At 39.2% G+C, this 19484-nt stretch carries 14 protein-coding genes; 6 read left to right on the plus strand and 8 right to left on the minus strand.

Features of this window, described 5'->3' with window-relative positions:
- Positions 1-85: 85 nt before the first annotated feature.
- The 4 genes from PL11201_RS22655 to PL11201_RS22670 form a co-directional block, all read right to left on the minus strand.
- The gene (locus PL11201_RS22655; RefSeq protein ID WP_234996818.1) at positions 86-964 is read right to left on the minus strand and encodes a tetratricopeptide repeat protein; all 879 of its coding nucleotides are present in this window, start codon (positions 962-964) and stop codon (positions 86-88) included.
- 71 nt (positions 965-1035) lie between these two features.
- Positions 1036-2445, minus strand: coding sequence for a sensor histidine kinase (locus tag PL11201_RS22660; protein WP_200816851.1), 1410 nt, complete (start codon positions 2443-2445; stop codon positions 1036-1038).
- A gap of 91 nt (positions 2446-2536) precedes the next feature.
- Entirely contained in the window at positions 2537-4393 is a 1857-nt protein-coding gene (locus PL11201_RS22665) for a two-component system response regulator (RefSeq protein WP_079681125.1), read from the minus strand.
- Positions 4390-7137, minus strand: a complete 2748-nt coding sequence (locus PL11201_RS22670; RefSeq protein WP_079681126.1) for a hybrid sensor histidine kinase/response regulator — start codon at positions 7135-7137, stop codon at positions 4390-4392. The genes PL11201_RS22665 and PL11201_RS22670 overlap by 4 nt, the downstream gene beginning before the upstream one ends.
- A 186-nt stretch (positions 7138-7323) precedes the next feature.
- Between PL11201_RS22670 and PL11201_RS22675 the strand changes: the two genes are divergently transcribed.
- Positions 7324-7608, plus strand: a complete 285-nt coding sequence (locus tag PL11201_RS22675; RefSeq protein WP_042155498.1) for a YiaA/YiaB family inner membrane protein — start codon at positions 7324-7326, stop codon at positions 7606-7608.
- 140 nt (positions 7609-7748) lie between these two features.
- On the opposite strand, the gene PL11201_RS22680 is transcribed toward PL11201_RS22675, so the two are convergent.
- The gene (locus PL11201_RS22680) at positions 7749-9146 is read right to left on the minus strand and encodes an NB-ARC domain-containing protein (protein WP_079681127.1); all 1398 of its coding nucleotides are present in this window, start codon (positions 9144-9146) and stop codon (positions 7749-7751) included.
- A gap of 264 nt (positions 9147-9410) precedes the next feature.
- Between PL11201_RS22680 and PL11201_RS22685 the strand changes: the two genes are divergently transcribed.
- Together PL11201_RS22685 and PL11201_RS22690 are read left to right on the plus strand one after the other, a co-directional pair.
- Entirely contained in the window at positions 9411-10031 is a 621-nt protein-coding gene (locus PL11201_RS22685; protein ID WP_079681128.1) for a hypothetical protein, read from the plus strand.
- Between the two features lie 4 nt (positions 10032-10035).
- Positions 10036-10656, plus strand: a complete 621-nt coding sequence (locus tag PL11201_RS22690; RefSeq protein ID WP_079681129.1) for an AHH domain-containing protein — start codon at positions 10036-10038, stop codon at positions 10654-10656.
- 353 nt (positions 10657-11009) lie between these two features.
- Here PL11201_RS22690 and rlmD read toward each other — a convergent pair whose 3' ends face one another.
- Complete coding sequence (rlmD, locus tag PL11201_RS22695; protein ID WP_079681130.1) at positions 11010-12401, minus strand: 23S rRNA (uracil(1939)-C(5))-methyltransferase RlmD; 1392 nt, start codon at positions 12399-12401, stop codon at positions 11010-11012.
- 428 nt (positions 12402-12829) lie between these two features.
- On the opposite strand from rlmD, the gene PL11201_RS22700 reads away from it, so the two are divergent.
- Positions 12830-13315 carry an allophycocyanin subunit alpha-B gene (locus PL11201_RS22700; protein ID WP_079681132.1) on the plus strand — a complete coding sequence of 162 codons (486 nt, stop codon included), beginning with the start codon at positions 12830-12832 and terminating at the stop codon, positions 13313-13315.
- Between the two features lie 85 nt (positions 13316-13400).
- Here the strand turns inward: PL11201_RS22700 and PL11201_RS22705 are convergent, their stop codons facing one another.
- Complete coding sequence (locus tag PL11201_RS22705; protein ID WP_079681133.1) at positions 13401-15014, minus strand: HEAT repeat domain-containing protein; 1614 nt, start codon at positions 15012-15014, stop codon at positions 13401-13403.
- Between the two features lie 237 nt (positions 15015-15251).
- Here PL11201_RS22705 and ruvB point away from each other — a divergent pair, with 237 nt between their 5' ends.
- Both ruvB and PL11201_RS22715 read left to right on the plus strand, forming a co-directional pair.
- Positions 15252-16385 carry a Holliday junction branch migration DNA helicase RuvB gene (gene ruvB / locus PL11201_RS22710; RefSeq protein ID WP_079681134.1) on the plus strand — a complete coding sequence of 378 codons (1134 nt, stop codon included), beginning with the start codon at positions 15252-15254 and terminating at the stop codon, positions 16383-16385.
- 39 nt (positions 16386-16424) lie between these two features.
- Positions 16425-17771 carry a YegS/Rv2252/BmrU family lipid kinase gene (locus PL11201_RS22715; RefSeq protein WP_079681135.1) on the plus strand — a complete coding sequence of 449 codons (1347 nt, stop codon included), beginning with the start codon at positions 16425-16427 and terminating at the stop codon, positions 17769-17771.
- A 203-nt stretch (positions 17772-17974) separates the two neighbouring features.
- Here the strand turns inward: PL11201_RS22715 and gnd are convergent, their stop codons facing one another.
- Positions 17975-19396, minus strand: coding sequence for a decarboxylating NADP(+)-dependent phosphogluconate dehydrogenase (gene gnd / locus PL11201_RS22720; protein ID WP_079681136.1), 1422 nt, complete (start codon positions 19394-19396; stop codon positions 17975-17977).
- Between the last annotated feature and the right edge of the window lie 88 nt (positions 19397-19484).

Genomic DNA, 19484 nt, shown 5'->3' on the forward strand with positions numbered 1-19484 from the left:
ATAGGGGAACTGGAATCAATCTTTTTTTCCAGTACCTACTGCTGCTTTGTACTCCTAAGAGGTAGGGATGATCCTAATCTTGAGACTAGGGACTTGGAGAGGGAGGTTGGGTATCTTTAACTTGAACTAGCACTTTTTGGATTTGAGGATTAGCTAGAAATTTTTGGGTATCTTTGATTAAGCGATCGCCCCAAAGATTTTCTTTCAGATAATCAGAGTCGGCATAACGGCCATCAAGACGTAAAGCCGTTTCTCCTAAAGATAGGGCCTCTTGAGCTTCTCCTTTAGTGTACAGAGCAACGGCTAAGGCTAATAGGGGTTCGGCGGCTTTGGGATCAATCTTAATCGCCTGTCTCCATTTGCTGATCGCCGTATCGATTTCTCCCTGTTCATACTTGACTAAGCCCACATTATTAATGGCTGGCCAAAGACTACTTTCTTGGGAAAAGGCTTTCTCGTATTGTATAACTGCCTGCTCTAACCGCCCCAACTTATAATAGGCATTGCCCAAATCAAATAACGCCCCCGGAACCTTCGGGTCAAGTTTCAAAGCAGCTTCTAGGGATTGAACGGATTTTTGATAGTCCCCTTTTTTGAAGTAGGCTTCCCCCAAAATAAACTGAATCCCAGGGTCTTGGGGTTCTAAGTTTTTGGCTTTTTGTAAAAATTCAATCCCTTTATCGAGTTCATCTAATTGCAGATATAAACTGCCTAATAGGGCCCAAGCTTGATAACTGTCCGGTGCCAGTTGAGTCGCAAGTTCTGCCCGGGGTAAAGCTAATTGATATTGTTGAAATCGGGTTAACTGAGCTGCTTCTTCGAGCAACCCTAATCCAGTTTGTTTAAGTTGTTCTGAGTCTAGGGCGGGGGTATAGGGAATCAGGGCTTGTCCCATGGCTGATTTGGCGACATTCCACAAACTCAGAGTAAGGATTACGGACAGAATCAGGGTTCGATTTCGCACAGTAAGAGGTAACCTAAATTTTTTAATATTTTGCGAGTTCTATTGATCATACACGAACTTGGATCAATGGGTTAAATAAAGGGTAATAAAATCTCAAATTCCGTACCGATTCCCGGCTGCGATCGCAATTTTAATTGTCCCCCATGTTTGGCGGTAACAATATGATAACTCAGGGATAAACTGGTTTCTTTTTCCGTGCGTTTGAGATTAGAAAATGAATCTAGGATTTTTTGTTGTTCTTGGGGAGACAATCCCGGGCCATTATCGGCAATGGAAATTGAAACCCAACGTTCGGGAGGGCTGAGATTCTCAACCGCAGATGAATCTAAACCAATCATCATTGTTGTAATCACAATTTGCGGAGTCTTGCCCGACTCTAAACTTGGGGAAAGGCTATATTCATCGACCCAATCTTGTCTCACCAATTGATTGAGCAAGGCATCAAAACCATGAATCAAAATATTGATAAATACTTGACTCAACTGTCCGACATAACAAGTGACTGGAGGTAAATGACCGTAATTTTTTACCACGTTAATTTCTCGGTTAATCCGGCTTTTCATTAACAGTAAAATACTATCTAAATGACTGTGTAAATCTGCGGGTTTGGGATGGATTTCATCAATGTGACAAAAGTTTTGTAAACTGGTTGCTAATTTACTTAATCGTTCCGTACCACTTTTGATGCTTGATAGAATCCGAGGGAAATCTTGGCGGAGAAAATCAAATTCAATTTCTTCCTTCAGGTTCTCAAGGGCTGGCAATTTCTGGGGATAATGGGATTCATAGGCATCTAAAAGTTCAATCAAACTATCACTATAGGTGATTAAATAGGTTAAATTGCCCCAAATAAATCCCACCGGATCTAAAATTTCATGGGCAACGCCATCAACTAATCTTCCTAAACTTGCCATTTTTTCACTTTGTAACAGTTGAACTTGAGTTCTCTCATAGCGAACTTGAGTTTCAATTCCTCGAATTTGCCAATAGGCAAGATTTAATTCATGGCTGTTTAAAAGACGATAGGAAACCATCCAAGGATAATCCTTAGAAGCCGGCCAATTTCCTTGTACCACAATCGGATCTATATATCCAGGGGCAGTTCGCTTCAAGGACTGTTGAGTTGCTGTGAGAATTGTGGTTTGTGCAGGTAATACTAATACCGGAGTTCTAACATAACTATAAAGCACATCTAGGGATTGATCTAAAAATAATTCTAACCCCTGGGGACGTAAAAAAAATTCTAGGAGATCTCGCCGAGAAATTATTCCTAAAAATTCAGAAGTGGAGTTTTCTTTTTGGTCTACAATAATTACTCCGGGGAGTAAGGGATGTCTTTCAAACTGTTGCACAAGAGTTCGCACGCCGGAACTCAAAACCACTTGAAAATCGTATAGGGGTAAATCTTCTAGGGTGGAGTCTAAACTTAAATCTCCTCCGGTTTGACTTTCCCATAAATATGGTACAGATAGGCTCGCCAAGGTACTTTCTCGCAGGATTAATTACACAATATCTTATAGCCTAGACTAACATTAAGTTGGAAAAAATCCCTCAAAAATTAGTTAATTTTAATTACCAGTGAGGGTTATCTTGCAATAACGCTTGAGCCGCATCCGCATCTAAAGGACGGGCAAAGAAATAACCCTGTCCTTCTTCGCAGCCCAAATTTTTCAGCAGGGACAACTGTTCTGCGGTTTCTACCCCTTCGGCGGTCACAGTCATATTTAGATGATGGCCGAGGGTAATAATGGCTTGAATAATGTCTAAATTTTGACGGGTTTCACTAATTCGTTGAATAAAAGATCGATCAATTTTTAAATTATGTAAGGGAAATCGATGTAAATAACTTAGGGAGGAATACCCCGTGCCAAAATCATCAATACTTAACTGAATATCTCGGTCTCTGAGTTGTTGTAAAAGTTCGGCGGCGGATTCGGGATGTTCCATGATGGCACTTTCGGTAATTTCCAATTTTAAATAACTGCTATTTAATTGAGTTTGTAAAATGATTTTATCAATATTTTGAATTAAATTCAGTTGAGAAAACTGTTTTACGGATAAATTAACACTCATTTTAATCTTGTTTTTAAATAAACCCCGATCTTGCCAAATTTTTAACTGCTGACAGGCTTCTTTTAAAACCCATAAACCGATGGGAACAATTAACCCGGTTTCTTCGGCTGCGGGAATAAAATCCCCGGGGGATATTAGACCTTTTTTCCCATGATGCCACCTTAATAATGCTTCAAATCCGTTAATTCTCCCCGTTGCTAAGGAGATAATTGGTTGATAATATAAGATAAATTCTTGACGGTGTAATGCCAATCTTAAATCTGTTTCTAATTCTAAGCGTTGTTGGGCATGACGGTGCATTTGGGTATCAAAAACTTGATACCGAGCCTTTCCTTTGGCTTTGGCTTGATACATGGCAATATCGGCATCTCTTAAAAGATGTTCCGGTTCTTGATAGGTTTTATTCCCAATAACAATCCCAATACTGGCATTAATAAATAATTCCTGTTCTTCAAATTGAAACGGCCAACTCATAGAGGTTTGGATTTTTTGAGCCAAACGACTGGCATCGTCAATATCCTGAATATTTTCTAATAAGATAGTAAACTCATCGCCCCCAAACCGTGCTAACATATCCGTAGAGGATAAATGGGTTTTCAGGCGGCGAGCGATCGCAATTAATAGCCGATCTCCAGCAAAATGTCCCAGGGAATCATTGACTACTTTAAACCGATCACAATCCAAAAATAAAACTCCAAATTGATAATTGGGTTCCCGTTGGGTGCGTTGTAATGCCTGGATCAGTCGATTCATAAATAAAACCCGATTCGGTAAATTGGTGAGGGCATCATGGGATGCCAGATGTAGTAATCTGGTTTGGGTTTTCTGATGTTCTGCAATTTCCTTTTCTAGCTTGTGATTTAAGCCTTTTAATTGGGCATTGACAATTTCTAATTCTATCGTCCGAGATTGGACTCGCTGTTCTAATTTCTCATTCAATTGTCGAATTTCAGCCTTAGCCAATTGTAAGGCTATTTGATTCTCAATCCGCGCTACTACTTCTTCAAATTGAAAAGGTTTAGTAATATAATCTACCCCGCCCACTTGAAAGGCTTTGACTTTATCAATCACTTCATTCAAAGCACTTAAAAAAATTACTGGTATATCACGAGTTTGTTCATTCGCCTTCAAGGATTGACAAACGGTATAACCGTCCATATCGGGCATTTTAATATCTAATAAAATCAAATCAGGTGGCAGAGTTTGTACGGCCATAATTGCCATTTGTCCATTCATTACCCCCCGAACTTTATATCCCATTTGGATCAAAGTATTCGATAACAGACGTAGATTTTCTAGGGTGTCATCTACAATTAAAATATCGGCTTTAAAAGATCGATTAAAAGAATGATTCATTGCTGGGTCGCTTTATGAGCTAAATCCATTATCTGATCAAAAGAAAAATTATTCACTAATAGGATGAGAGATTCTGCGACCGGACTGTGGGATACGGGAATTTGTTGCACCAGTTGTAAAATTTGTTCGCCATCGGCGGCAGCCGCACTGTAGCGCAATGCGACTAACCATTCAGAAGACATCATAGTTAACGCATCCGGGCTAATGATGGAGCTTGGCGGGGGTGCTAAGGGTTCTAAAGTGGGAAGATCGGGTGTGTATAAATATCGTACCCCTAAATAGTGGGCAATTTTTTCTAATAGGGCATCTTCTCGGAAGGGTTTTTTGACAAAATCATCACATCCCACTGATAAAACTATAGCTCGTTCTTCCTCAAAAACACTAGCGGTTAAAGCAATAATCACCGTCGCTTGACCTTTTAATTGGGATTTGATTTGTTTTGTGGCTTCGTAACCATCCATAACCGGCATCCGCATATCCATCAAGACTAAATGGGGTTGCCATTCATTCCATACTTTTAATGCTTCTTGACCATTTTCCGCCTCAGCCACCTCAAACCCCAAAGGAGATAATAGTTTAACTAATAATTGGCGATTGGTAAATCGGTCATCTACCACTAAAATTCGGAATTGGGGTTGATTTTCGGCTAAACCAATAATTCGTTTTTGAGTCTGAAGTTCTTGAATATCCTCGACTTCAGCCGGATTAACTTGAAGATAGAATTTAAAAATTGTTCCTTGATTTAGGATACTATTGACTTGAATATCGCCACCCATTAACTGGATAAATTTTTGACTAATGGCTAATCCTAACCCGGTTCCCTGTTGCGATTGACGTCCTGTTTCCGTTTGGCTAAATGCCTCAAAAACTTGATGGATCTCATCGGAGGCAATGCCGTAGCCAGTATCTTCGATCTCAAATTCAAGGGTTAGTTTGGGTTCGATATCCTCAAATTTATGATCGGCTTGAGGCTGCTTTTTTACTCTTAATATTACTTGTCCTGTACTAGTAAATTTAATTCCATTTGATAATAAATTTATGAGAATTTGGCGAAATTTACTTTCATCGGTTTTAATATATTGAGGCAAGTCTGGATCTAATTCAAAAATTAGCTGTATTCCTTTAGATTGTGCTTTTAATTCAAACATTTGTTCTAAGGTTGTAAAACAGGAATGGAGATTAAAACAACTCAGATTTATCTGGGTTTTTCCCGATTCAATTTTGGTTAAATCTAAAATTTCATTAATTAATTTGAGTAAATGTTCTCCAGAACGATTGACAATTTCCAGGTTTTCTGAAAGTTGAGCATCGCCGTTATACTGACGGAGCATTAATTGGGTAAACCCTAAAATCGCGTGTAAAGGAGTTCTTAATTCATGACTCATATTCGCTAAAAATAGGCTTTTAGCACGATTAGCTAATTCTGCCGATTCCTTAGCTTGTTTCAATTCTAGGGTTCGTTCTTCGACTCGAACTTCTAGGGTATCAAAGGATTGTTTCAGTTCAGATACCATTTGATTAAAAGATTGAGATAAAACCTCTAATTCATCAATACTATAAACTTCAGTTTTGGGTAGAATTTCTTCTAATTTTCCTTGGGCAATTTTTTGAGAATCTTGATTTAATTTTATAATCGGTTTCATAATCCATCGGGCGGTTAAAATTCCCAAGATTACGGATAAACCCAAGGCTAAAAAGCAAAGAATAATTGTTCTTTTTTGATTGTTTTGGATCTTTTGCGTAAAGTCTGATTCGGGAACAACCACCACAATTAACCAATCTAAACCTCTGGGGTCGGAATAGGGAACAATTTGGATCAGTTGTCTTTGATTATTATAAATAAAGTCGAGTTGTTGTTTGCTATTAATATTATTAAATTTTTCAAAATGTTCCAATAAAAAAATAGCTGTATTTTGTAATACTTTGTCGGAACTTTCAATCGCTTTAATTCTTTGAGTTTTACCCTGTTTATCTACTAAAAATGATCTATTTAAACTAGAACTAGCTACAATTAAACCGGAACGTTCAATAATAAAGGTTTGCCCTGATTTACCGACTTCTATACTTTTTAAAAAGTCACTGACTTGGTTTAGAAATAAGTGACTCGCTAATACTCCTAACACTTTTCCCTGATTATCCTTAACAACAACACTAGCAGGTAATACCATTTCAGGATAGGCATGATAAGTGAAAATTGGACTCCAAATGGATTGATCTGTTTGCAATGCTGCTTTGTACCAAGGTCGCTCTCGAATCACAAAATTTGGTGTTTCTTGGACTAATTTTTGAGGGTTTCCTTGAGTATCTAATTCATAAAATTGAATACTTCCCTGGGTAGATGGATCAGCTTTCATCATCAGTAAACCCGAATGATCAAATCTTCCTACTCCGATAAATTCATTTTTTTCACTCCCAAATAAAATAAAACTGATGGTTTTAAACGATTGTACTTGTAACCAAAAATGATTTTTTAAGTTTTGCATATTATCAATATCAATATAACCGGATTTAATCGCATCTAAGTTGAGTTGATTAATTAAATGGGGAACTTCTAAAAATTGATGTAATCTTTGTTCAATTCGGTTAGAAATTTCATTTCTGAGTTGATAAGCAACATCTCCAACGGAGGCTTTACTGCTACGAAAAGACAACCAGCCAATTAGTCCAACAGTGCCAAATAGTTGTAAAATAAAAGGAACAATTAGAACCCATCGTAGGGGAAATTTAATTAATAAGGGCTTCATAGGATAAGTGATTAATAAATTAAAATTTTTGATGAATTGCGATCGCAGTCAGATTGAATCAATAATATTTTAACCCATTGACAAGGGGGGAGTAGACAGTTTCTCAAACTGTCCATGATGACTGAGGGGTTTTGTGGCTCAAAACTACAATAGAATCAACAATAATGCCCCAAGGAAGTCACGATTATGAGCAATAAACAAATGTTGGCACAAAAAGATACATCCGCTTGGATTCTTCAAGTTTGGCTATCTTTTATTCTGGCTGTATCCACAACCGCCGTCGGGATTGCTTACCTTCCTGTTGATATTTGGGTGAAAGGATTTATGGGCATGGGTTTAACCTTTTCGGTGGGGTCTTCCTTTACTTTAGCTAAAACAGTTCGAGATAATTATGAAGCGGACAAATTATTATCTAAAGTTGATCAAGCTAAGTTAGAAAAATTATTAGCTGAATATAATCCGATGAAGTGATTTAGGCTGTTAATTAACCCTGATCATATAATAGATTAAAAGTCGTCAGGCGCGGCTTTTGACCCATTTTTGTAGGGGCGGGTTCGCCTTAATCCCAATGCACCCAACCCCAACCTTGATAAACCCGCCCCATCCACTATTCAAACTCCTTTTTTTGACTTATAGGTTTTAAATAAAGGGTTAAGAAAAAATTTAGAGTGATTTGATTCTTTTCTTTTTTCTACTAACCCTCGACGTTGTAAAGATTGTATTCCATTGATAATTTCATCCCAGGACAATTTTAACCTTAATATCATAGGTTCAATCTCTACTTCCTCTGATTGATTTGCCATTTCAATTATAATTTGTTTTTCCACTACAGATAACCGTTGCCAATGGCTTTGAAAAAGGGGTTCTAAATCTCCTAAAAATACAGTTTTACCATTTAAAAATTTAGAAACAGAACCATTAAAAAGGTTGTTTATTGTATTAGCAATTAGTTTTAACGCTACAGGATGACCTTGATACAGTTCAATTAACTCTAACCATTGTTCCTCATCCAGTAATTCTTTTTCTTGCAAAATTGCTTTTCCGCCCTCTCCTAACCCTTGGAGATGCAAAGTCCTAATACAAGAATTTCTTCCCTCTAAGGTGTCAATTTCTCTAGGTTTTTCCCAACTCAAAAGTATTAAACAACTGGGATGGCATGAAGTCGCAATTTGTTTAAAAAATAAGCCATAATCTTCATAATCAGGTAAATATTGACCTGCTAATTGTCCTGAACACAAAATAGATTGCAAATCATCGAAAACAAGTAAACAACGATAAGAACGAAAATAATCGAAAACAGTAGGTAAAGGAGAATCTTCAGTTTGAGATAAACATTGAATTAAATTTGTTTTCAATTCTGACAATAGGGGTTTGTGGCTTAAACTCCGCCAAATAATAATATCAAATTCCTGTTGAATTTCTTTAATGAGTTGAACTGCGATCGCACTTTTTCCAATTTCACTCAGTCCGTATATTGTAATGAGTCGCATCTGTTCTTCTAATATCCATTGTTTTAGGGTGGAGAGCTCAGAAGTGCGATCGTAAAAACTTAAAATTTCAGGTGCTTCTGTCAAATCAGAATATTTTTTAGGTTGATTTAGATTGGAATTATTGTTATTAGGCGGGTGCGATCTATCTTTGTGTAAATCTGGGTTTTGATGTTGTGTTATTTCTGAAGATTGTGAATTTTTACCATTCAAATTAACGCTATTATTGACAATATTTACACAATTATTAGTGATATTACTATAAGAACCTAATGTTTCAAAAAGAGAACGAAAATTTGACTGTTTTATATCTTCCTCTAGGATATCAGATAGAACTTTCCATAATTTCCAAGCTTGTTTTTTAACATGATCATGACTACAGTTATAATTCTCTGCGATTTCTCCGTATTTTTGACGTTGCCAAGTTCCTTCTAGGATCGCTTTTTGCAGAGAATCGAGATGTTTTCCCGTTTTAGCGAATACCTGTTCATCAGTCCACTGCAAGACTTCTTGAATATTCATAAGTGTAGGTGAGGTTGTCGTTTTGTCTGAATTTTTCCCACTTTATCCTACTTTTTGGAATTATGGTAACTTTTTCCCACTTTATCCCACGATTTGAGAACCGGAAATATTTCAAAAGTTCCCACAATATACCACTATTTGCGCTTGTGTCAACCACCAATAGAATGATATTTTATTGAGAACAATGTAATCATTAAATTTTATAATTCAACACCAAAACTTCGTAAATTTCAGATTATCTAGTTTTTCATTAGGAGAGTGCTCATGGCATTTGGATCTAATTCAGTTCGTTTTCAAACAAAATTTTTAATTGGCTGGGCAATTTTAGGATTCATTTTAGGAATGGGTCTGTTAATCGATGAAATGATTTCACCTTCGGGAAGTTTTAATGGAATTGGAGAGGTTTTAGGCTATGTTATTGCTATTATCCCAGGTATGGTCATTGTTGGTGGTTTCTGTTTATTAATTGACGGTCTTTTTCTTCATCAAGGTGCATTTTCACAAGTAACTCATCCCGAATGGTTTTGGTATGTTTACCCATTTTTGTTTATCTGGTCACTTACCCTATCTTTTTTATTGGGTTTCTTAGGTATCAAAAGTTCTAGTTCTGGAATACCATCTCCTTCAATTTACCCAGAAGATGTTAAAAAAGAAGTAGATAATATGACCCTTGATGACTTTTTTAGAAAGTTTGATGAAGCGATAAAACAAGGAGAAAAACAAGGAAAAATAAATCCTGAACAGCAAAAAATTATTCGTAAACTCCGAAAACTTGATCGCTCAAAATATAATCAACGTTTACAAGAAATTTGTAATGATAATGAGTTAGATGAGATTTATGAATTATTGATACAATTATTAAAGTTACTGGGACGGAGGGGGTAAGCTAATGGGACAAGAAAAGAGATATTTTGAAATTACAATTGATAAAGATTCTTTGCTCTCAAAACATCTTAATCTTCAGCCAGGAGATTATTTTGGAGAATTTGATTTCAATAACGAAAAGCTACTACTAAAAAAACAAAGAAATACTGAGAATCGTAAAATCTATGAGATGACTGTAACTTATGAACAATTATTAATAATATTAACACTTGCTGCAAGAGTTCAGGGAGATAAGTTTACTCTTGAAGACTTAGCAGATATAACGAAGATTATTAGAAAATCTTCTTCAATAAAGAAATCGAATAATTCAGATATAGCACATCACATTATACCTTTGGAAGTCTGTAGAAAAAGTAAATTGATCTTAAAAGCTCGACCTGTTTTTGATGAAAATGGCCCTATGAATCTTTTGCCCCTAGACCTTGATTTTCATAAAGGAGCTCATCCAAAATACTCAAAACTGGTAGAGGATATTCTTGATGAAAGATGGTCTGATTTAGTAGAGTGTGGACAAGAAAATGATCGTAATGCGATTATGGAGGTTATAGAAGAAGTGATCCAATACTTAACTGACATGATAGAGGAAATGAGGGCGAGAGGGGTTGGTAAAATCAATAATATTTAACAAAATAACGGTTGAATAATATGTAATATCAATCATTTTTATATCTGCTTCTAAGTTAGGTGTTGGGCGGGTTTAGTAATATTGGGGTGAAGTGACAAAGCTCTGGGAGAACCCGCCCCTACAATTTTTTGAAAACAGGTTATAGCAGTATTAAGCTAATAATAATCGTCCTTATTAAACAAAAGATTAAAATAGGCAAAAGAAGAATATTCTCCTTTTGCCCAATACCAACTAAATGAATATAAAAAAAGGCAGTTCTAGCCCGCCAGAAATCGGGTTTCTTCCGTCATCTTTTGATGATTCAGCAAAGGTTAAGTCAGAAACCTGATTTCTGAGCACATGATCCGACTTGTTTATAAACGCCGCAAAAACGCCATAGATTCAACATGGGACGTTTGCGGGAAAAAATCCGCAGGTTGTACCCGCACTAATTCATAAACTCCGGTTTCACATAAAATCTTCAGATCTCTGGCTAGGGTGGCGGGTCTACAACTAATATAAATCAAGTGTTGCGGTTGCAGTGACCGTAAGGTTTCTAAGACCGTGCGATCGCAGCCTTTTCGGGGAGGATCAAGCAAAACAACATCCGGTTTATATCCTAACTGGGGTAACAACTTTTGCACCGTTCCTAATTTAAACTCTACCTGATCAAGCTGATTAAAAATCGCATTTTTTCGAGCCTGGTCTATGGCGGTTTCTTGGACTTCTAAACCCATGACTTGGGGAAGATCGGAGGGCTGAATTGAACCTCTTTGTTTTTTCAATAAATAGGAAGCTAGGGGTAAAGTAAAGGTTCCAATCCCACAATAGGCATCAACAATGCGTTCAGTTCCTTGTAAATTAAGTTCCTGGAGCATGATTTCTAATAACCCTTCCGCCACTTCCGTATTCACTTGAAAAAACGTATCGGGCCCCAGAAAAAAGGTTAACCCCCCAAATTCTTCTTTTAAATAGGGGCGACCCGCTAAACAGCGTGTTTCCTGACCAAAAATCACATTAGTTTGATCGGGATTCAAATTTAAACAAACCCCTTGTAACCCCGGATATTGTTCTAACCAAGTTTCCGCCTGTTCCGTCAGTCCGGGTAAACTGGCTTGGGTGGCAATTAAGGTTAATAACATTTCCCCGGTACGCCGTCCAATTCTGAGGGAGAGATGGCGAAGTTTGCCCCGATGTTGGGCTTCTTCATAAATTGACCATCCCCGGTTTTGAATATCCTGTTTCACATTAGCCAGTAAAGGATTTAGCCGTTGATCCTGTACCGGACATTGATTTAAGTTAACCAAACGATGGCTATGTTTCTGGAAGTAACCCGCCTGGACTTGACCCGTTGCTGACCGTCCTAGGGGATAGGTAACTTTATTGCGATAACCTAATTCCGACGCTCCTGCTAACACCTGATCGACCGGAGGATCGATAAATCCTCCAATTTTTTCTAAGGTTTTAACGACTAAATTTCGCTTACTTTGCAGTTGCAGCGCATAATCAATATGTTGCCACTGACATCCGCCACATTTATCCGCCACAATACATCGAGGGGAAATGCGATCGGTTGATGGGCTTAACAGTCGGTCTAACTTGCCTTCTGCATATTGGGTTTTCACCCGCACTAACCGCACCCGCACCCGATCGCCAGGAACTGTATCAGGAACAAATATAACCCGCTCTTGGTAACGACCGACGCCACTACCTTCATCGGTCAAATCTGTGATTTCGACTTCAACTTGTTGCCCTTGCTGCCACATTATTAATCAGTTATCAGTAATCAGTTATCAGTAATCAATGGGTTGATCAAGATTTTAGTTTATTTAAAAAAAATCTCCCCGGAACCTGTCTCTACAGAGTAAACAGTAAACAGTGAAAGAAATAAAGTATAGATCTATTTTACTGTAAATAACTGCAAACTACCTCTTAACTGATAACTGATGACTGATGACTGATAACTGATTAACCGTTGAGGGGTGAAAATTAAGAATTGTTAAGGGTATTCAGACTAAACCGGGGCAGATAACTCTTGACTCTGCCCGATCTCCACGACTTTGCACAGGTGTTTCCACCCCACTTTGATGAGGATGGATGAAAGTTTACAAAGGTTATGACTTCCCCTGATCCCCTCAAGTCGCTAAACTACTTAATGGTATCTTGAAAAACTTTAATAGCTCTGAGGTTTTAGATGACAGTAGTTAGCCAAGTTATTCTCAAAGCTGACGATGAACTCCGTTATCCTAGTGTTGGTGAACTCAAAAACATCAATGACTTTTTAAAAACGGGTGAACAGCGCGTGCGAATTGCTTCGACCCTTGCGGATAATGAAAAGAAGATTGTAGAGCGTGCTAGTAACCAACTGTGGAAAAAACGCCCTGATTTTATTGCCCCCGGTGGTAATGCGTCCGGCTCACGGGAACGGGCCCTATGCCTTCGGGACTATGGCTGGTATCTGCGGTTGATTACCTATGGAGTTCTTTCGGGTGATAAAGATCCCATTGAAGACATTGGTTTAATCGGTGTCAAAGATATGTATAACTCTTTGGGTGTTCCGATGCCTGGGATGGTGGAAGCGGTTCGTTGTCTCAAGGAAGCGTCTCTGGCGTTACTCGATGACGAAGATGCGAAGGAAGCAGCCCCCTACTTTGACTTTATCATTCAAGCCATGTCCTAATTTTCAGCCTGGTTTTCAGGTGTCTGTGAAGATGCACTTAGTGTCCGTCTTCACAGATTTTTTGTATGTAGCAGGGAATTAGGAATTAGGAATTAGGAAAAGAACGGCGATAATGGCGTAGGGTTTGAATTAATCTGCCTCCTCGTTTGAGAGCGATATCGGCTAGTTCCACAATCCATTGATTCGGTATAGCTTGGGGTTGCACCGCCACAATATAATTAAGGGCTTCTGCTTCTTTTCCGATTCCTAAACCATAGGCATATAGGGTAAATGCGATCGCCGTTGATCGACTAATTCCTGCTTGACAATGAATTAATAAATCTCCTTGATGGGCACGAACAGATTTCATAAAATGAAGGGCTTTTAAAATATGTTGCAGACTGGGTAAAACATATTCAGGATCATGGCAGGGGGTATCAATATCATCAAATTCTAATCGTAATCGATTCGGAACTTGATCGAACCCTTCAGGCAGTTCACTACCCGGACTACCGATAGAAATTAAATGGTGAATATTTGCTCCTCGAAATTTCTGTAAAATATATTCACTAGCTTCCGCCCTAGATCCAATCCAGAGTTTAGGTAAATTAGCATGGGGAGAAGTAATATCAGAATCCAATAATATTTTTAATAGGGTTGTTGGTGAGGGAGAATCTAATTTTTGCAAAGCCGTTTCTGCCCAGGAACGCACATAAATATCCGTATCATTCAAGGCGGTTTTTAGACCCCCAATGGCTAAAGGAGTATTCATAGATTGAATCGTTTCAACCACTTTTGCCCGCACAAACGGATCGGGATCATGAATTTTATTGAGCAACTTATTAACAATAAAATCCCCTCCAATTCGACCTAAAACTTCAACAACCCGGATTCTAACATCTGAATTACCATGATTAAGAGCTTGTAAAAGTACCTTAATGGCAAAGGAATCGCCAATGGTTTCTAAGCCATAAACTGCATTAGTATAAACATAAAATTCTCGATCATCAAGGGAATTTTTTAACCCAATAATTGCTGCTGCTCCCCCTAAATTCCCTAATGCAGTTGCAGCCCGACCTCGGACATAATGCTCTGGATCGGAAACTAAAATTTCTCTTAATTTTGTTGTGGCTAAACGATTTTTGATTTTTCCTAAAGCGGCGGCGGCTCGCCAACGAACTTGACTATCTTCATGGTGCAAAGCCATAATTAATCCACGAATTGCCCGATCGCTGCCAATTTGCCCTAACGCCCAAATTGCCCAAAGACGGACTTTTTGTTGGGGATCTTTTAAGGCTTTTAATAGGGAAGATTCAGCAGCTTCACCGATTTGAGAGATCGCCCAAGCCGACCAAGCATTCACCAATTGATTGTTATGATGTAATCCTTTAAGCAACCAAGAAAGTAATAGGGGTGAACGGGTTTGTCCCAACAGACGAATTTTTAAAGCCAGGGGAATATTTAACTGGAGTACCCGAGAAAAAGCCTTAATTTGAAATTCAGGTTTAACATTTTTTGTTAATAAAATTCCTTGAATAATATTCAATTTTAAACCTAAACTCACCAATCGCAGAACTAATTCTTCCGACTCAACCTCCCCCAATACCTCTGCGAGAAAATCAAAGGTCAATTCCCCCCGCAAATAGTCTTGTTTGAGTTGTTCATCACTCAACTGATGCAGTTGTTTTTTGAATATCTCAATATCTGAATAATTAATCATTGAATTGGGACAGACAGGGGAGCACCGGGAGCAGGGGGCATCTCAACGTAGTAAGTCCTTTAGGACTCTCTGAGAGGGATTACCGGGAGGCAAACTCTTGCTATTACCCATTCCCTAATTGCCTATTCCCTTATTCAGTTCTTATTTTATATTGATTTGGAGACTAATAATAGGATTAGTTTCACCCAAAACCTGCTAAAGTTGGAACCTGTAGCCCCGGTATGGCATAAGTCTATTATGGCGATTATTTCTTCAAAAAAGCAGTCCCCTGAACCCGAACCGTCTGATGAGTTTTCTGGGTTAGCGACTCCCATGGCTAAAAAATCCAGAAAATCCAAGAGTAGTGAGCCAACGGATGAATTGGATTATTTGTTAGCAGCCGAGGCGATACCCGAGGAAGAAATTAATCGTCAACAGGATGAGAAAATCCGACCCCATCGTTTAGAAGATTATGTGGGACAAAAGGATTTAAAAGAGGTTTTATCGATTGCGATCGCCGCGGCAAAATCCCGTCAGGAACCTTTAGATCATTTATTATTATATGGCCCGCCGGGATTGGGAAAAACCACCATGTCCTTAATTTTAGCCTCGGAAATGGGGGTGACTTGTAAAATTACCACGGCTCCCGCGTTAGAAAAACCTCGGGATATTGCCGGATTATTAGTTAGTTTAAAACCCGGGGAAGTCTTATTTATTGATGAAATTCATCGGTTATCTAAAGTGGCGGAGGAAATTTTATATCCGGCGATGGAGGATTGTCGATTAGATATTACTATTGGTCAGGGAAGATCGGCAAAAACTCGGAGTATTCCCCTGAAACCTTTTACGATTGTTGGTGCTACAACTCGGGTGGGTTCCCTCACGGCTCCCCTGCGCGATCGCTTCGGCATTATTCAACGGTTACGCTTTTATGAAGTGGACGAATTAAGTTTAATTGTTCAACGGAGTGCCAAGTTATTAAATACTCCGATCACCCCAGAAGGGGCGATAGAAATTGCTCAACGGGCTAGGGGAACACCTAGAATTGCTAATCGTTTATTGCGTCGAGTTCGAGATTATGTACAGGTGAAAAGTACGGGTGAAATTGATGCAGAAGTGGCGAATATTGCTTTGGAATTATTTAATGTTGATCCCCTGGGATTAGATTGGACAGACCGAAATATGTTAACGGCTATTATTGAAAAATTTCAAGGGGGGCCAGTGGGATTAGAAACCATGGCGGCAATTACGGGGGAAGATACCCAAACTATTGAAGAAGTTTATGAACCCTATTTAATGCAAATTGGGTTTATTCAACGGACAAATCGGGGTCGTGTAGCGACGCCTGCGGCTTGGAAACATTTAGGATTAGATCATCCTCAAAATAGTTAAATTAGCTATACTAATAATTGCAATAATCATCGGTGAATTATGCCAGGGACGATTTTTCTCTTAGCTGACGAAACTCAGCAAGAAACTTTAGTCAGCTTTGTGACTCAACACGCGAATATTCTGTCCCATTATCATCTAGCGGCTTTAGACAGTATCGCAACGGCTTTAACTCAACAGACCTGGTTAAAGGTTGAAACGGTTTTGCCTTTACGACAGGGGGGAGATATTGTCATCGCGTCTAAAATCACCGCCAGAGAAGAAATTGTAGCTGTTATTTATTTAGTAGAATCCACCCAAACCCACCTTTATGAATTCCCGCTTTTAAATTTATTAAGAGTTTGCAATATCTATAATATTCCGATCGCGACTAATACTGGAACCGCCGAAGCTATTATTGTGCAACTGCGACGAACTCGTTCGGCTCATTTGATTTTTAATCCTGTTGCTGGGGTAGGAAATGCCAATCAAGATTTATTATTAATTCGACAATTATTAGAACCTTATTTTCACTTAAAAGTTTGCTTAACAACCGCAGAAACTGATCCGACTCAATTAGCACAAGATGCGATCGAAGAAAAGGTGAATTTAGTCATCGCATCGGGGGGAGATGGCACGGTTTCTGCCGTAGCTGGAGCCGTGATAAATACTAATATTCCCTTGGGAATTATTCCTCGAGGAACTGCCAATGCTTTTTCGGTGGCTTTGGGAATTCCGACTAATATTCAAGGGGCTTGTGAAGTAATTATTGCGGGATTAGTTCGTACCGTTGATATGGCTTATTGTAATAGTTTACCGATGATTTTATTAGCGGGAATTGGGTTTGAAGCGGAAACAGTTAATAAGGCGGATCGAGATGCGAAAAAACGCTGGGGGCCCTTAGCTTATATCATGGCAGGATGGCAACAATTAAAGGAACAAAAAGACTTTGAAACGACAATTGAAATTAATGGCGAAATTAATCAAGTTGAAGCCGCCGCGATTACTATTGCTAATGTCGCCCCTGCTACTTCGGTTTTAGCTCAAGGTTTGGGACAAATTGTTCCTGATGATGGATTATTAGAGGTTTTAATCTATACTTCTCCGGTGAATAAAATGCAGGCGGTGGCGGGAATGATGGGTTTATTGGGGGCGGGTTTACTGAAGGTAGAAATTCAACGGGATAATATGATCGGATTTAGAACTCAACGGATTAGAATTTCTACAAATCCCCCCCAAAAAGTGGTTGTAGATGGGGAAATTATTGGGACAACACCGATAGAAGTGGAATGTGTTCCCAGGGGATTAATAATTATAACTCCGGCTTTTTCATCTTTACCAACGGTTGAAAGTATAGAAGCTGTTGATAGGATTGAAGCTGATAAAATAGGGAATAGCTTAACTGGTTGATGACATTGTTTTTAGAAAAGGCGATCGCCTAATTTCCCCTACATTTACCGAACTTAATCTAACCATTAATCAAATTTTCCTAAGTGAAATTTAACGTAGTAAGCCCTTTAGGGCTTTCTTTGAGGCGTAAACGCCCCACCACAAAGTAGTTAGCCCTAAAAGATATTGAGCCCTGAAGGGCTCACTACGAAGTTAGTTAATACTTAGTCTTTTGTCCATTCCGTGTGGAAAAATTCACCCCTGGGTTTATCGGTGCGTTCATAGGTATGGGCTCCAAAATAATCCCGTTGGGCTTGGGTTAAATTCAAGGGTAAAGTCGCCCGTCGGTAACTATCAAAATAGTCTAAGGACGCACTAAAAGCCGGAACCGGAATCCCAAATTGATTGGCAATAACTAACACTTCCCGCCAGGCTTGTTGACGATCTAAAATCGTCTGTTTAAATTCCGGTGCTAATAACAAATTCGGTAAATCAGGATTCTCGCTAAAAGCGGCTTTAATTTTATTCAAAAATCCCGCCCGAATAATACAGCCTCCTTTCCAAATTCGCGCCATTTCCCCCAGATCCAAATTGTACCCGTACTCCTTAGAAGCGGCACCTAATAAAGCCATCCCTTGAGCATAGGAACAAATTTTAGAACAGTACAACGCATCCCGAATTTTATTCACTAACTCAGAAATATCTCCCTGATATTCACTCGTCGGCCAAGGCAATTCTACGGAAGCGGCTACCCGTTGATCTTTATAGGAAGAAATAATCCGACTATTCACCGCCGCGATAATTGTAGGAATCGAAACACCCAACTCTAAAGCACTCATTACCGTCCAGCGTCCGGTACCTTTTTGTCCGGCGGAATCAACAATTAAATCAACTAAAGGAGAACCGGTTTCCGGGTCAATCTTTTTGAAAATATCCGCCGTAATTTCAATTAAAAAAGAATTGAGTTCGTCGGTGGTATTCCATTGGGCAAAGACTTCATGCAGTTGCGCCGCATTCAACCGGGCGACATTTTTTAGCAGGTCGTAGGCTTCGGCAATTAACTGCATATCCCCATATTCAATGCCGTTATGCACCATCTTAACGTAGTGACCCGCCCCCCCTGGCCCAATAAACGTTACACAGGGGCCGTCATCCACCTGGGCGGCAATTTTGGTTAAAATCGGCTCTAATTCTTTATAGGAGGCTTCTGTCCCCCCTGGCATTAGGCTAGGCCCCCAGAGGGCGCCTTCTTCCCCCCCACTCACACCCATGCCCACAAACCCTAAACCCGTGGCTTCTAATTCCTTGGTGCGGCGTTCGGTGTCTTCATAGAGGGAGTTGCCCCCGTCGATAATCATGTCATCTTGATCCAGCAGGGGTTTAAGCTGATCAATCACGGCATCAACGGGTTTCCCGGCTTTGACCATCACCAGAATCCGGCGGGGACGTTCTAAAGATTGGACAAATTCTTCTAGGGTATAGGCGGCTTTGACGTTTTTTCCCTGGGCCCGTTGCTGCATAAACTCATCGGTTTTAGCCCCGGTGCGGTTATAAACTGCGATCGGAAACCCATTACGCTCAACGTTGAGCGCCAGGTTTTCACCCATGACGGCTAGACCAATTACACCAAATTTTTGTAGGGTCATAGATTTCTATTGAATGTAATATTGTGGGTTACTGAATGCAGTAATCTTATTAGATTAGCGTTGATTTTACTGGGTGTATAATTTAAGT

Origin of the sequence: Planktothrix sp. PCC 11201 (genome assembly GCF_900009135.1) — a bacterium.
GTDB lineage: Bacteria > Cyanobacteriota > Cyanobacteriia > Cyanobacteriales > Microcoleaceae > Planktothrix.

Coding starts and splice junctions, on each gene's coding strand:
- PL11201_RS22665 (WP_079681125.1), bottom strand. CDS start 4,393: ATGAATCATTCTTTTAATCGATCTTTTAAAGCCGATATTTTAATTGTA.
- PL11201_RS22670 (WP_079681126.1), bottom strand. CDS start 7,137: ATGAAGCCCTTATTAATTAAATTTCCCCTACGATGGGTTCTAATTGTT.
- PL11201_RS22675 (WP_042155498.1), top strand. CDS start 7,324: ATGAGCAATAAACAAATGTTGGCACAAAAAGATACATCCGCTTGGATT.
- PL11201_RS22680 (WP_079681127.1), bottom strand. CDS start 9,146: ATGAATATTCAAGAAGTCTTGCAGTGGACTGATGAACAGGTATTCGCT.
- PL11201_RS22685 (WP_079681128.1), top strand. CDS start 9,411: ATGGCATTTGGATCTAATTCAGTTCGTTTTCAAACAAAATTTTTAATT.
- PL11201_RS22690 (WP_079681129.1), top strand. CDS start 10,036: ATGGGACAAGAAAAGAGATATTTTGAAATTACAATTGATAAAGATTCT.
- rlmD (WP_079681130.1), bottom strand. CDS start 12,401: ATGTGGCAGCAAGGGCAACAAGTTGAAGTCGAAATCACAGATTTGACC.
- PL11201_RS22700 (WP_079681132.1), top strand. CDS start 12,830: ATGACAGTAGTTAGCCAAGTTATTCTCAAAGCTGACGATGAACTCCGT.
- PL11201_RS22705 (WP_079681133.1), bottom strand. CDS start 15,014: ATGATTAATTATTCAGATATTGAGATATTCAAAAAACAACTGCATCAG.
- ruvB (WP_079681134.1), top strand. CDS start 15,252: ATGGCGATTATTTCTTCAAAAAAGCAGTCCCCTGAACCCGAACCGTCT.
- PL11201_RS22715 (WP_079681135.1), top strand. CDS start 16,425: ATGCCAGGGACGATTTTTCTCTTAGCTGACGAAACTCAGCAAGAAACT.
- gnd (WP_079681136.1), bottom strand. CDS start 19,396: ATGACCCTACAAAAATTTGGTGTAATTGGTCTAGCCGTCATGGGTGAA.